The 15,041-nt window shown below is 47.5% G+C and carries 8 protein-coding genes; all 8 read right to left on the bottom strand.

All coding sequences use genetic code 11. The annotated features are described in order from the left end of the window. Nucleotides 1-60: 60 nt before the first annotated feature. The 8 genes from HU824_RS03430 to HU824_RS03395 all read right to left on the bottom strand — a co-directional run bounded on the left by HU824_RS03430 (nucleotide 61) and on the right by HU824_RS03395 (nucleotide 15,033). Nucleotides 61-483 (bottom strand): polymer-forming cytoskeletal protein, encoded by a 423-nt coding sequence (locus HU824_RS03430; RefSeq protein WP_138299126.1) that lies wholly within the window; start codon nucleotides 481-483, stop codon nucleotides 61-63. A gap of 312 nt (nucleotides 484-795) precedes the next feature. Next, nucleotides 796-4,080, bottom strand: a complete 3,285-nt coding sequence (locus HU824_RS03425) for a fimbrillin family protein (RefSeq protein WP_176468093.1) — start codon at nucleotides 4,078-4,080, stop codon at nucleotides 796-798. A gap of 27 nt (nucleotides 4,081-4,107) precedes the next feature. Then, on the bottom strand, nucleotides 4,108-5,373 hold the full coding sequence (locus HU824_RS03420; RefSeq protein ID WP_176468092.1) for a fimbrillin family protein: 1,266 nt from the start codon (nucleotides 5,371-5,373) through the stop codon (nucleotides 4,108-4,110). Between the two features lie 32 nt (nucleotides 5,374-5,405). Further along, entirely contained in the window at nucleotides 5,406-6,344 is a 939-nt protein-coding gene (locus tag HU824_RS03415; RefSeq protein WP_255260455.1) for a DUF5119 domain-containing protein, read from the bottom strand. Beyond that, nucleotides 6,341-7,450, bottom strand: a complete 1,110-nt coding sequence (locus tag HU824_RS03410) for a DUF3575 domain-containing protein (RefSeq protein ID WP_255260454.1) — start codon at nucleotides 7,448-7,450, stop codon at nucleotides 6,341-6,343. The genes HU824_RS03415 and HU824_RS03410 overlap by 4 nt, the downstream gene beginning before the upstream one ends. 324 nt (nucleotides 7,451-7,774) lie before the next feature. After that, a complete protein-coding gene (locus HU824_RS03405) occupies nucleotides 7,775-9,238 on the bottom strand; it encodes a PD40 domain-containing protein (RefSeq protein WP_176468090.1) in 1,464 nt (487 codons plus the stop codon). Then, a complete protein-coding gene (locus HU824_RS03400; RefSeq protein ID WP_176468089.1) occupies nucleotides 9,235-11,013 on the bottom strand; it encodes a DUF6057 family protein in 1,779 nt (592 codons plus the stop codon). Before HU824_RS03400 ends, HU824_RS03405 begins: the two co-directional genes overlap by 4 nt. 36 nt (nucleotides 11,014-11,049) lie before the next feature. Continuing rightward, nucleotides 11,050-15,033, bottom strand: a complete 3,984-nt coding sequence (locus HU824_RS03395; RefSeq protein ID WP_176468088.1) for a hybrid sensor histidine kinase/response regulator transcription factor — start codon at nucleotides 15,031-15,033, stop codon at nucleotides 11,050-11,052. Between the last annotated feature and the right edge of the window lie 8 nt (nucleotides 15,034-15,041).

Genomic DNA, 15,041 nt, shown 5'->3' with positions numbered 1-15,041 from the left:
TCTGTGGTGGCCTCTACCGGTAAGGGCATACCGGCAGAGGGTATTATCCGGTAAACCGGTTTATTTCTTCTTTGCAGAGGGGTCGGGTGTGGGGGCGGCAGGTTGCTTGGTCTCTTTGATGGTGTTGCAGTTGCCGTTGAAGCAGGCGGTGGGTTCCACTTCCAGTTTGCAGGTGTAGATGTCTCCTTCCATCAGGCATCCCGATTTCAGGATGAGTTTGTCCGATATATGTATGTCTCCTTTCAGCGTGCCTTCCAGTATGGCCGAGGCGGAAGTCACCTTTCCCGTCACCTTTCCTTGGGGGCCTACCACCACCGTTTTGTGGCATGTGATGTCTCCTTCGATGGTTCCGTCTATGCGTAGGCTTCCTTCCACGTCCACCGTTCCTTTCAGGATGGTGCCTACGGCTATGGTGGTCAGTTTCAAGGGTTGGGCTGTGGGGCTGAGATACTCTTCGTTGTTGTTCTTCTTCTTGCTAAACATAGTATGGATGATGTTTGAAGTTTGTTGTTTTCCTTGTATTTTCTGCAAAAGTAGGCAAAAAAAACAAATGGTAAAAGAGGGGGATGGAGATTTTTGGGTAGACAGAAAATCTGCCATACTCGGCTTGCGGGAGGCGCCTCTCTCAGGATGGAGAAGATTGCCGGCCGGCTGGCCCGGTATGGCAGAATGAATGAAAGTTGTGGGGAATGTGTCAAAACACCAAAAATATGAAAATCACCCCTGTCACAGATATCTGTAGCAAGGGTAATTTTGTTAAAAAGAGGGTTCTGACACCCTCTTTAGGTGGCGGCTTTACTTCTTCTGACCGTCGCGGATGGGGCGGACGGTAAAGCCGTATGCGTTGTTGGTTCCTTCAATAGGCTTGGTACAGTTTTTAAAATCTCCATCTCTTCTATCAATAGATAATATCAAGCAACTGGAGTTGGCATTATTATCTCCCGTATATTCACCATGAAATCCGGATGTTGCTATATATGTTATTGAAGAGAAGCCTGGAAATGTGCCATAACTTACCTCTTGGTCCTTTACTCCCATATCACGTACTCCGGTAGCGGGAAAATAAAAGCCCTGGTCGTGAATCTGAATTGTCCATCCTTTGAATTTCGTGGATTCCTCTACATTTGGGCCTGCACTTACGGTTTTTTTTCCGCTGGGTTTAGTTGCATCAGTCACTTCCTTCAAATTTACCATATCAAAAAAATCAGCAAAAGCCTTAATAGGCGGAATTTTAAATCCTGCCGGTGAGGGGTCGTATATTGTTTTGATGACATATAGGTTATTAGGGGATTGCTTGTAATATTGGACTTCTTTGCCATAGATAAAGTTAGCGTATCCACTTGTTGTCAACTGTGTATTCCAATAGTTCATGATGGTTCTATTTCCATATGAAGCATTTCTTCCATCATGCCAGTGGCGTCGCTTATAGTTATCAATCTTATTCTGCTCAGTAGCATCATCAGATAGTGGCCGCTGGTGCATAAAAAACTGATATGGAAATCGTATGCTTTCTCCGATACTTCTAGCACTTTCTGATGAAGTGAAACGATACTGCTCAGTAGAATAGAACATTTTGTTTACCATGTCTAATTCTTTGTCAGTATTGTAAGTGTCATCATTGTGAATGCCCGGGAGCATCGGGTCCTTACGTCCCCATTGGTAATAAGTGTTGTCGCCTGCTGCGGATGCTGCAATCTCGGGTTGGGTAAATGTAATGATGCCCTTCTTTTCATCTTTCCCGGGTTGCGATGCTCCGCTGACGGTTAGTGCAATTTCATTATCACCTACTTGTTCGCCATTGGCTACAAAACGTATGAGTATATTTCTTTCAACGTCTTCGACATGTGGCTCGCAATAACCAAGGTTGCAAGGGGCTATGATAAATGGCTTGTCATATTGATTCAGGTTATCATCCGACATTGTATGACAAGATGATTCGTCCCATTTGCGATGGGTAACCCATATATGCCAGTTCCATAAGATACCCTCAGAACCGCGTACGGCAATCACGGCATTGCCTTGGTTGATGCTTTCTTCGGGCACATGGAAAGATACCCAGCCATTATCGTATTTCACCTCTGTTACAAGGTCCGGACTGTCTTGCCATAGTAGTATTGCATCTTCTATTCCTGAAATTTCACCACTTGTAACGGGGTTATCATCATGTTTCACGAACTTTTTGAGTACAAAATTGCGAGTTGCGTCTGAAATAGTATCTATGTCACCTACATACTTGTAAGACGAAGTATCGCTTTCTTTATTATAAGTATTGCCATAGTAAGTCGGAAACTTATAGTAGCCATGGTCATTCACAATATAGCAGTTGGCACTCTCTTGTGCTACCACATTGCGGTCAACCAAATCGTATGGGGCGTCTTTCGAGCCATTTCCTGCATCGGTAATAGTCTTGCCCGGTGTTTGGCCTTCTATAGTGGTTCCTTTCCCGTACAAGAAATTCCGCATGTATGTAAATTGGGATTGGGCAGGCAGGATTATGCTTCCGCTTACGGGCTGCGTCGGGTCGGTATCGTCCGCCCTGCTTTGGGAACCGGTGGCCGGTTTCCAGCCCAGTTCAGGGCTCTCTTTCGATGAATTCCACGTTGTGCCGCCATCAATAGACCACTCAATCGTGAAATCAAGTTTCCTTATTTGCTTTTTCGCGGCTGCTGATTCTGCATTAGCTTGTGCCACCTTCATGTATGCGGCAATACTTACATCATTCAGAACACCGCTGACCGGAAGATATGCTTGTTTTTCTTCATCTGTCATTTCTATGTATAGAGATGGAGAATTAGGATGCGGATTACCTGCGTTCCAAGTTCCTTTATAGCCTCCATTAGGATACAGTGTATTATCCCGGTTGACTTTCAATTCAATCACCGGTGTAATAACGATTCCGGTGGAGTTGATGGAGTAGGTATACTGCTTTCCTATCTCCCATATCCCGTTTTTCGTAAACTCCTTTAGTTTGGCTGTAAGAGTACGTTCCGTATTTGTAAGCTTGTCTGTGAACGAGATTGTTAACTTTGCATCATCCGTGAGTTCTTGGGGAATCATCATGAACGTGTATCCCTTATCGTCACCGTTCAGTATGGTGCCGGGTTTGGTCATGATTTCATTCTTGTCTTTATTCCCGTCCAATGCAGTTTCATTGTCTATACTGAACGTGCGTCCGGCGGTTTCGTCTGTAATGGTCCAGCTAGTTGCTCCTATCGGGTAACTGCCGCTACCATGCACTCCGGAAATCTCTATTTTGGTCACTTTTCCGGCAAGCATCTTTTCGCCGGTTTTTATGGTGACGGCAGTCAGTGCGTGCTTGAAGTTCAATTGCACTGCTCCATTCCGGACGTCTCCCGTGCCGTTTCCGCCACAGTCTGCGGTGGCATACATCAGGTCAATCTGCTTGGTCACGTCTGTAGGAACTGTATAAGTCAGCGTGGGAATACCGGTGGCATCCGCTGCCGAGTGGATGACGGAGGGAGTGGCATCGTCGGCATCAGCCGCGCCTTCTTCGGAAGATGCAGGTGCGGCAGCAGAGTAGGGGGAGTAGGCAAAGAATTTGATATTCTCCGAACCTACCCAGTACAGGGATTTTTCGGATTTCCATTTGCTATCGCTTTCGGTATAACTCACCTTTATGTTGTGGGCAAAGTTGGTGGTCCACTTGTTTGTCTCCTCTTCTCCGGGCCAATCTCCGGTGTAGCATGTCGCCGAGAGTCCGAAGCTATGGTTCTTAAATGTTTCTCCGGTTGTCGTGGTGCCGCGGGTTATAGCATTGGAAGCCGCTGTATCCACAGCAGCTTCCGCAATTTCAGTAACTAAATATAAGGGTTTCCCCCCTTCGGACTGTGTCAGCTTCCGGATGCTTATGTCTTTGTCGGCAACGCGCGTGGCCGCCGAACCATCAGCCCAGCTGCCCGGTGCCGCCACATCGAACGCAAGCATGCCCGAAGCACCCTGATGTCCGTGCTTGTCGAAAGTGTCGTCCGTGCAAGAGGACGACACGGCACAGACCGCAACACCTGCAAGCATACGGAGCATCAGCCCGAAGGATGGTCGAAATATACGAAAATGTCGCATAATCACGTTTCTTTTGATGTTAGTCGATTAGTCCATGTTTGTATTACCATCATTGTTTCCGGTAGTGCCGTTAGCCCACTTTTCTACTTTTACCTCGAAAGATAGCGGGCTGTCAAGTACTGTTTCTCCCACTTTATCTTCATCTTTGTTGGGTACAATCTCTATACCCTCTATTTTGGGCAAATCAGGCAATTCAATAGGAGGATAAACACCCGCGCCGCTGCCTTGTCCGCAGAATATGACGTTATATACATATTTATGGTTGGGCTTCCAGTCGATATCAATACCTACACAAGTATATCCGTATTCGTTGCGATTCCATTTATCGGATTGAGGAGTAGGGAATAGCTGGTGATAATGGTAATCTCCTTCTACGTGTATCGCTCCGTTGCTATCTTTATCGGAATGGACTGTGCCTTTGTGAATGGCCTCAATACGGCAAAGAAACAAAATGTATGCTCCCTTAGGTTTGTCAGTCGTCCATTTATCTTGTTTTTGCGGAATAAGCATCAGACTGCTGGATTTATCTCCGGTAGTTCCTTCTGCTTGTCCTATTAGGGTGGTATTTGCGCTGGTAAGCAATGGCAGATTCTCTAATTTGACGCCATAAGTGCTTGGTAGACTGGGTGTCCATTGCATGTGGTATGTATCTGTTGCACTCTCTGAGAATGAAAGAATGCCTTTCTGATTTATGTTTACCAGCCATGCTCCTTTGATGTTCACTTTTCTATTGTTGTGGTCTGGACACTTGGCATTGATACAAATTTGCGATAACGCATGATAAAAGTCCAACTTAACGGCGCCTCCCGTTACGTCTTCCTGTTTTACGTTCTGATAAGCTACAATAAAGTCTTGTTGGTTCGTACCTCCATTTTCCATGGAAGATTCCAGAAGAGTTTCAAATTGCTGTGTATGTGTGGTTATGGTAGGCTTGAATGCCGTTTTTGTGTCCAGATTGTCGGGACCGTATGCCCAGAAACGTACCTCTTTTACTCCGGTCGGCCATAAATAATCGCCTCCATTCTCGTCTTTGATTGTAAAGGTATTGTCTTTGCCTGCTTCTTTTTTAGCCGGTCGTCCGTTTATGAACATATCTTCATAGTTGTCAGCATCTGCATAGACATAAAAGCCGTTAAGGTTATTGATAGTTGTCTCTGTGGCACGCGTCTTTACCTGCGTGGTAAATGAAATCTTTTCGCCCTTGTAAACTTCCTTCAACTCGTCGTTTGAACAAGAGGCAAGCATAATGGAGGCGGTAGCAACCATTCCCAGTAATTTTACATTTCCGTTCATAATCTGTTTCCCTTAAGTTTATTGTTATTTTTTCAATTCATATCAATGTCTGTTTCCACTATGTTGTCCCATCCCGAAATGTCGGGGCTCATGCCTCCACCTCCCGAAGGAATCTTCAACCCGTCTATCACGATATGGATGTGGGTGGGGTCGGCGGCTTCGTGCAGCTGCCCGGTGACATCGTGGTGGAAGTATTTTTGATTGGAAGTGTAGATGGTCAGTATGTGCTTTCCTTCTTGTCCGTGGGGGCAGTGGCCGAAGGTGGCAAAGCGCGCCGAGAGCATCTTCTCATCAGTATGCCGTTGCATTTCGAGGGGCATAACTACCGGTTCTCCGGTCGACTGTCCGTTTGCCGGGCTCCATCCCTCGGACATGCCGCTCAGTGCGGCGCTGAAGTCAATCAGGTCGCTCAGGTTCTCCACGTTCCGCACCTCTACCGTATATTCCACAGTAGCCGCTTCGGGGGTTAGGGTAAGCGATTGTCCGGACACGTTTTCCTGCACTTGCAGGTAGCTGCACTTGCCGCCCCATACGCTGGCAGGCACGCCCCGCACGGGTTGATTTTCGGCTCCTTCGGGCAGGGGAGGCGTGCTGAGGTCTCCGCGTCCCATGGGGGCGAGAAGCGGCTGCGGCACGGTGGCAAGCAGATAGTCGTCGAAAGTGTTTCCGCGTTCGGTCACGGATTCCATCTCCCCGTTGTGGAAGAGTATCTTGTATTCGCCGCTCTCGATGCTGATTTTGCCGCCTTCGCGCGAGGTGAACTCGCGGCGCTGGTAGTGGCTTCCGTCCATGCGGAACAGCTGCACCACCATGGTGCGGGGTTGTGCGTCGGGAGCGTTGCTCCAGTCGAACTTGATTTCGAGTTCGGTATGGTGCTCGTTGCGGTAGCAAAGGTCTTTGTGGTCGCACGACTGAGTGAGAAACGCCAATGTTGCGAGCATTGCCCACAAGTATCTTACAGAACGCATCATTGTTCACCTCCTTTCCGTTGGTAACGTCCGCCTATAAACCAGATTAGTGAAACTTCGGCCTTGGTGGGTCCGAACCATTTCCGTCGGTGGGTCGATTCCCAGAAGTAACATCCGTCTTCCGGATGGTATTTCTTGTAGTCTCCTTCCAGATACCCTATTCCCAGTGTGAAGTCGATGTTGAAGTGTCTTCCTGCCGGCAGCGAATATCCGTAGGAGAGCCCGGCAGCCCAGCTCCAGCGGTCGCCCAGGTATCCGCGTCCGCCCCACTCGATATCGTAGGTCAGTATCTGCCCGTACACGCCTATGTGGTGGCCGCACATCAGTGAACGGCTCTCGCGTCGGGGCGAGAACCAACGCCGCAGTTCCACATCGCCGCCATATGTCCGCCAAAAGCGGTGGCGCGCGTCGTTGCTCCACCAGGCATACATCCAGTTGGCGCTTGCCGACCACTTGGAAGTGATGGGTATCTCTATTCCTATATTAGGTATAGCCATAGCGTCATACAGCATATTTGTTTTCAATAGCATGACAAACTTCCGGTCTTTCTCTATTTTTATTTTTGCCGGGGGGACGACGGATTCGGTGAAGACGGTGTCGGCTATGGGCACAGGTAACGTGGCTGCCGAATCCTTGCCGGTATCGGCGAATCTTTCTTCTGTTTCCCATTCGCACATAATCCGGAACCGGGCGTTGCGCAGGGTGGGGAAAAAGTTCTTCGACATGTATTCCCACGCACGTCCTCCTTGCAGCATGCAGAGCTGTTTTTTTCTTCCGTCCACAATTTTCTTGTCTTTGAAAACCCAGATAGGAGTATTGGCGATAATCCTCATGGCTTCGTCACGCCACGGCTGGTCGGTACCGGCAATCATCTCACTCAGCAATTCCCAATCTACGTCCGAAGGGGCGGTTTTTACATTGAGGTCTTTCAGGGATGTGTGGTTGACGATGTATGCCTGCATGTTGCGGGCACGTTTTTCCGACAGCTTGCGGTTCATGGGGGTATATCCTTCCGGCGAGGCACTCCCTTTTATGGTTATGGACTTGAGGACTGAAGATGAGTGGAGTGCTGTGCTGTCCAGTAATGCAATCAGACGTTCCAAGTGCATTTGATTGTCACTGAAAGCAGAGTCTACCTGCGAATATCCCTGCCGGAACTTGATATTTGCATATAATGTGTCCCGGTGTATACTCGTGTCCTGCGCAGACAAACAGGTACTGATACAGAAAAATAGTATTAAATGAGATACAACAATGACCCGTTTCATAGAATATAAAGACTCTTTCTATTGTTTAGTATGGAGTGATTCTTTATAATTTTTTTTGCAAAAATATATAAAGGCATTTGATGCGCAATAGAATTATTGTTTTTTAACGTGGTATGAGCTAAAGTTTTCCACATCAGCATAATACTGATGGAAAATGGTGCTTCACTATTTGTGGATTTTTACCTTTACACGCTTGCCTGATACAATCTCATTTTCTATCTTACGATGTTCCAGTTGTATCGGTCTGTTTGTAAACTCCGGCACATTGTAAGAGTAAATCAGCCGGTCGTAATATTCCAGCGGTTTCTCCTGAGGCAGCATGAAAGGTTTGCATACGTGGCCGTCCGGTCTTATGTATGCCAGATAGAGGCGGGTATATAGCCCGTCGTCGCGTCGGCTGCTGAATACGAACCAGCGTGAGTTGCTGCTCCAACTGTGGTAGCTTTCCGTATTGTTGCTGTTTGCTTCTTCAATGGCGTGCATGGTACCGTCTTGCAGGTTCAGCAGCCATAGGTCTGCTTCTTTGTGCCAGATGGAGAAGTTTCCGTAGTCGGATAATGTGAGCATGATATATTTCCCGTCGTATGAAGGACGTGGAAAGGAAACACTCTTTCTCAGGTCTTCGGCATTTATCAGCGTGTCTATCCGTTCGCCGAACGTGCCGTTGTCCGGATTGAAGTCTATGCAGCAAAGGCTATAGCGTATCTCATCGTATTTCTCGGGCATCGGTTTACCCGCTGCCGAGCAGAAATACAATTTCTTTCCATCTGCCGAGAATGCGGGGAAGGTTTCAAAAACTTCTTTTTTCTGCAGTAGGGGAGAAAGCACCAGTTCGTGTGTCTCCGGTTGGTATACCAATACGTCCGAGGCCATGTCCATCACTTCGATGCGTTCCGCCTTGGCTGTGTGGAAGGACTGTGTAGTCCGGTTTACCGAATAGGCAATGTATTTTCCTTCCGGATGCCAATAAGGATAGACACAAGCAGAGAGTGTGGAGTCTGTCTTGGTATTCAGAAGTTCGCGTTTTCCTTCTATCTGCATGAGGGTTGCACCGTGCTGTCCGCGTATATGCAGACTTAGGTGACCGGGATTTGTCCGGTTGAAGGCATGGCAGTTCAGGCACATGCCCGGTACCATCGCATTCTCCAGCAAGACGCGTTCTTCAAAGGATGAAAGGTTCCGTTCACAGATTCCCATTTTGCTATATATTTCATATCCCGGGATGACTTTGCGGTATACCACTCCATAGTCTATGGGAGCGTCACCGACATACATGGAGAAAGGGCGATACTGCTTCCATTTGTTTTCGTTCTTGACAGATACTGTAAACAACAGACTGTCTCCCTTGTTGGACTCCAGGAGTTTGTGCCATTCGTCCTCCGGAAAGGAGGCTGTTCGGGCATTTACGTGTATTTTTCCGGATTTGCTTCCTGTTACGGTCACGTCTATGCGGTCATGTTTTCCGCCGATGTAGTCGAAATTCATCGGAGCAATGGTGGCGGGTATTGTCACTCCTATGTAGTCGGGATAGATTTCCGGCCATTCTTCCGTCTTCTCCGGATTGTTTACCGGATGGCTGCAAGCTGTCAGCAGCCATCCCGATAATATGCAAATCAAATACTTCTTCATTCTTTATCCTTTTTTGGGAATAACAGATAATGCCAGAATGTGCCGGTATACCGTGCTTGCAGCATTTGCCGCCCATTCGGTTGTGATGTGTAAATCCGCATGAATTCTTTGCAATCCTGTATTACTTGCGGAGATAGTTTCCAGGGTATATCCCGGAAATCCTTGTGAGTCTGCCCCCATATATATACCAGCGCTTCCTGGTAACTGCGCGGAATGGGTTCATGACCGATATTTGCGTCTGAAGGATAGTGATTCATGAAACCTTTCAGGTCGCGTTTTTGCAGTGTATATGCCAGCAGATATTCAAAAGCCGTCCGGTTTTGCCGGTTTTGTTCATACAAGCGTGCCAGTAGGATATCCGTTTCGTGGCTTCCGGACAGGAAGTTCTCTGTATATCGCATTTGCCTCAACCGTCCCCATTCCGGGTGTGCTTCGATTTTCTCTTCATTGTATAAATAGGTCATCGTATTTTCGGCCCAGCTTTTATAGAACAGTGTTTTGCTTAAAATACGCAGGTATTTGGCCGCTACTTCATACTGTCCGTTAATCAGGTTTGTTTCGACCAACCGTTTGAGGCAGCGCCCGCTTTTTCGGAAGTTGGGAATGGCTTCCATGGCTTCGAAGGCAAAACGCTGTGCGTCGTTAATCATCCCCAGATGGTATAATACTTCGCCTGTAGGAAGCGGAGTGACGAAGTTTCGCTGGAATTTGGCTATCAGACCTTCCGTTCCGTTTTGGTAGAACTCGAACATCCGGTTGCCCAGTTGTCCGGTCTTGCTCAGAGCCAGATTCAGGCAAGTTACGCTGAGCGGGGAAACCGGGGACTTGTTTTCCGCTTTTTTTATGATTTGGTTCCACTGCCGGTTTCTTGCCAATTGATCGTACTCCATCGCCTCTTCCTTGCTAAAATTGCAGCCTGAAATAATATAGGGGTAGCTTATTGCTACTAATGCCATGCTTTGTAATGCCATGTATACAGATACATGCTTGTGAGTCCGGGGCAGCCGGGCCAGAAGATAGGGGAGTATGATGAACAGAAGAATGATTGTCATTTCTATCTGGGGAATCACCGCAGGGAAACGGTAGTAGCCGAGGAATCCGTTTAGCTGGTAGATAGGGTTCTGTACTTGCATGCTTGTCAGTAGCGTGCAGGTGGCTTTCAATGCGAACATCCCTACCATGATTCCGATTCCTTGGAGGAATTTTCTCTTTCTGAAGCAGATGTGCAGTTCGCTGATGATAATCCAACCCATAAAGATGAGATGTGTTGCTCCCGCCATCCAAAGAAGGAGCGGAAAACATACCAGCACGTACATCGCACGTTTCCATTTGGTGTGCAGGAAGGTATAGAAATAGCTGACAGCCAATGCCATCAGCAACGCCACCACAAACGACAACATGGCGTTTTCGTCGCACATAAAGTGCCATACGGCTATTGCCGGTAGGAAACTCAACGGGTAATACATTTCCGGTGTTCCTTGTCTTTTGGCTAATTTCCATGTCAGGAGTTGCAGTCCTATGAACAAGAGCGCCAGAATAGTTGCGCCCATCCACGTATGATAGTAAAACTGTACCAGAAATTCGCCTGTATAGTCGGCCCATCCGCCGGGGATGGCGATTCTTTCTCTCCAATATTCCATGTCGGACAAAAAAAGTTGGTATTGCTCGTGGTATTGGAGGTGGGCCGGATAGACTATCTTCCAGAACAGCCATATTGCCGTGCCCCAAAGGAGGGATAATCCGGTTTTCCATAACTTCTGTGATAGTGGTTTCATATCAGTATATGTTTTTTGCAAGTAGTTTTCTCATGCTTACTTGTTGATAGTGTTTTGATATTCTTTAGGCAGTTTGCCGAATTTGGCTTTGAAGCATTTGGCAAAGTAGGATGGAGCCATGAAGCCTACGCGCAACATCACTTCGTTGATGCGCATGTTCTGGGTAAGCAGTTCGGCTGCCTGATTGAGCCTGAAGTTCTTGATATAGACATTGGGAGCCATTCCGGTCAGCATTTTTACTTTCCGGTAGAAGTTCGTACGACTCATATTCATGGCATCGGCCAGGTTGTCTACGGAGAAACTCTCCTCGTCCAGATGTTTTGTAAGGGTGGTATCCACCTCTTTCATGAAGGTGATGTCGCATTCAGACAGGATATATTCCGATAAAGGCGTTTCGTGTGTGGTTCCTGCCGAACGTAGCATCAGCTCGTGGAAGGCCAGACGCAATTTCAGTAGATTTTCTATCTGGTTGTGTAGTTGACTGATGCTGAACGGCTTTTCCATATATACCTCCGCACCGTTTTCCATGCCTTCTGTCTTTGACTCCAGGTTGGTCTTGGCTGTCAGCAGGATGATAGGGATGTGTGAGTAAGCAAGGTTGCTCTTGATGTGGCGGCACATTTCTATACCGTCCATTTCGGGCATCATGACGTCGCTGACGATAACGTCTGTGACATCATTCGTTTCAAGTTTCTCCAGCGCTTCCTTCCCGTTGTTGGCGGTATATACCTTATACCATTGTCCCAATGCTTCCTGTATTTCATTCTGCAATTCGATGTTGTCTTCCACAATCAGCACGGTGTGGCGTTTGTTCTCTGCCAGGGGCAAGTCCGGTTCAAGCCCTTCGTTTTCCGGATGGCTTTCCGCTTCCGGAAGTGCTTCCGTAGCTTTCTTCAGGGGGAGTGAGAGGATGAACGAACATCCTCCTGATGGCAGATTCTCTACGGATAGAGTGCCTTGGTGAGACTCCGCCAGCGATTTGGAGAAAGCAAGTCCGATGCCGGTTCCCGGCATTTGTTTCCGGCTGTCCGGTATCTGATAGAATATTTGGAATATCTTTTCCTTTTGTTCGTCGGGAATCTGGGGCCCGTCGTTGTTGACACAAATTACAATGCGGTCGGTCGATTCCTTCAGGCTTAGCTCAATCATTGATGCGGCATACTTCAGTGCATTACTCATCAGGTTGACTATGATTTTCCGGATGATGTCACTATCAATCATGGCTTCCACCCCGGGTGCAGGCAGGCTGACAGAGAGTTCAAAGCCTTTGATGGATGCCGCATCTTTAAATTGTTCGGCGATATCTTTAATGATGGCGTTTACATCATGTTTTTTTAGATTGAGTTTCATTTTCTTGTTCTCTATCTTTTGAAAATCAAGAAGCTGATTGGTGATTTCGAGCAGGTAGCTGACGTTTTTCTCAATCAGGGCCAGGTGTTTGTCATGCTCTTCTGTTTTTCCGTCGCGTAATTTCTCCAGCGGCAGGCATATCAGGCTGAGTGGGGTGCGTATTTCATGCACCAGATTGATAAAGAAACTTATCTTCTGTTTGTAGATTTCCCTATCTTGTGTAGTGCGGAAGTCTTCCATCATCTGATGGTACTTGCGTTTGATGTGCAGCCTCCAGAGATAGGTGATATATGCGATGACGAAAAAGAAAGCCAGTGCATAAGTTATGTAGGCCGGTATGCTCAGCCACCACGGGGGAGTAATGACGATGCGCAACGAAGCGGTACGGTTGTTCCATAAGCCGTCGTTATTGGCTCCTCTCACTTGAAATTCATATTCTCCGGGTGGCAGGTGAGTGTAGGATGCCGAGTGGCTGGAGGTATTGGCAATCCATTTTTTGTCAACACCCTTCAGACGGTAGCTATATTGGTTTTTGAGTGGATCTTCATAGCTAAGGGCTGCGAATCGTAGAGAAAAAGTGTTGTATTCGTACGGCAGTCGTATTTCTTTCTGCATGTAGAGTGCATTGCCAAAGTCTGCTTGCTCCTTGTCATTTATGTGGGGGAAGTCTATCTCCATGATGTACACGGGAGGAATGTATGGGTTGTTCTTTATATCTTCGGGGCTCAGAATATTGAATCCGTTGATACCGCCGAAATAGAGTTTGTTGTCTGAAGAGAGCAGGGATGCCTTGGGCAGGAACTGATTGCTTTGCAAGCCATCGTTCATCGTGAACTGCCTGATGTTTTTCCGGTTATCCGATGGTATCTGGAAGATGCCGTTATTGCTTGATATCCATAAGTCTCCGTAGCGGTCTTGCTTGACGGCACATGCCATGTTGCCGGTCAGCGATGTCTGGCTGCCGGGAAGGGGGACTGAGAAATGTCCGGTTGCTTCGGAAAAACGGCATATGCCCGACTCATTGGTGCCGAACCACATCTGGGCATCTTTGTCCTCAAACAAACTTGTGATGGAATTGCTGATGATGCTGTTGGTATCTTGGTATGTTTTTTTATAATGACTCCACACCGTGCTTTCCGCATTGAGGTTTGTCATCTTGAAAACCCCGCTGTTCGAGGTAGCTATCCAGAGATGTTGGTGCGAATCTTCCAGAATGTCCGTTACTGCCGTCATTGCCCCCACTTGTATGATAGGCAGAAAATAGTCTGTTTCTGCGCGATATCGGCACAGGCCGATATTCGTGCCTACGTAAATGGTTCCGTTGTGTCCTTGATATAGGCTTAATACGTCATTGCTGGGTATTGTATGTGGTGTTTGCTGTGAGTGGCGGTAGTTCTTCCATTTTCCGGTGCTCATGTCCAGTCTGTAGATGCCCTCTTTGTAAGTACCTATCCACAGTTCTTCCTTGTTTGGCAGCAGGCAGCAGATGTCGGGCTGGTGTTGGGGCATATTCTCAAACAGGTATTTTCTGAGATTTCCGGTGGCAGGGTCGAATATCCACAAGCCTTCGGCGGTGCCCAGCCATATATTCTTCTGATTGTCTTCATAGAAGGCTCTTATTTCTTTTCCTCCGGTTTCCGGTTGTACGTTTGTGGCGGGAATGGCATAGAATTCGAAACGTTTCAGCTGGTTGTTGATGATTTCCACTCCGTTGTAGTTGGTCATTATCCAGAAGTTGCCCTCATTGTCACACATAAGGTCGTTGATGTGCGGTTGCTTTATGTTCAGGAAGCCGGTGGGCAGGCTGATTTCTTCGAAGGTACGTTGTGGCAGTTGCAGGGCAAAAATACCTTTGTCGGTTCCTACCAGCAGGCTTTTCTCTCTATATTTGATGAGGCAGAAGATGGCTCCGAACCGTTTCCCGTTTATTTCATACACTTCGGTTTTTCCCAGCAGTTTCTGGTAGCAGTACAGCTTGCTGCCTTGGTTGAACCAAAGGTTACCTCCGATACATTGCAGGAAGTTTATTCCGGTGCCTTCGGCAATTTCGGCCAAAGGGGTGTCGGTGGGTTTCCGGTTTCCGTCTTCATCATATATCATCAATCCTTTCTGGCGCGAAAGTACGTAGACACAGCCATCTTCATCTTCGCAAATGTCGTTGATGAAGGAGTTCCACACACAGTCCTGCTTCATTGTGTTTGTTTGAGGATTGTAGATAAAGAGCCCTTGGCCTATGGTGGCTATCCACATGAGGCCGTTGTGTGTTCTGACTATTTTTCGTATTTCGCTGCTGATGATGACGCCGAATTGTGTGGTGATGTCGAAGTGTGAGAAATCGTCCGAATCATGGCGGTAGATATAGATGCCGTTTTCGGTTCCTATCCACAACTCTTGGTTTAGTTCTGCAAGTGTTTTTATGTGGCTGTTGCCCAAGGAGTGCTTGTGGTTGCTGCTTCGGTATATCCGGTTGTTGCAGCCGTCGTAGCGGTTCAAGCCGTTTTCCGTACCAATCCAGATGAAGCCGTAGCTGTCTTGCAGGCAACAAGTGGCGGTATTGTAGGAAAGACCGTTTTCCACATTGAGCCTCCTTACCGACAATATTTCGGAAGCAGTGGCCGGATAACCGGATATTCCGGCAAGAAAGCACAATATGAGAAACAGTCTTTTCATGGTGAAGG

It is taken from the genome of Bacteroides sp. L10-4 (genome assembly GCF_013373675.1).
Lineage (GTDB): Bacteria > Bacteroidota > Bacteroidia > Bacteroidales > Bacteroidaceae > Bacteroides > Bacteroides muris.
The sequence above is the reverse complement of the archived record's forward strand: the minus strand, read 5'-3'. Positions and strand labels throughout refer to the sequence as shown.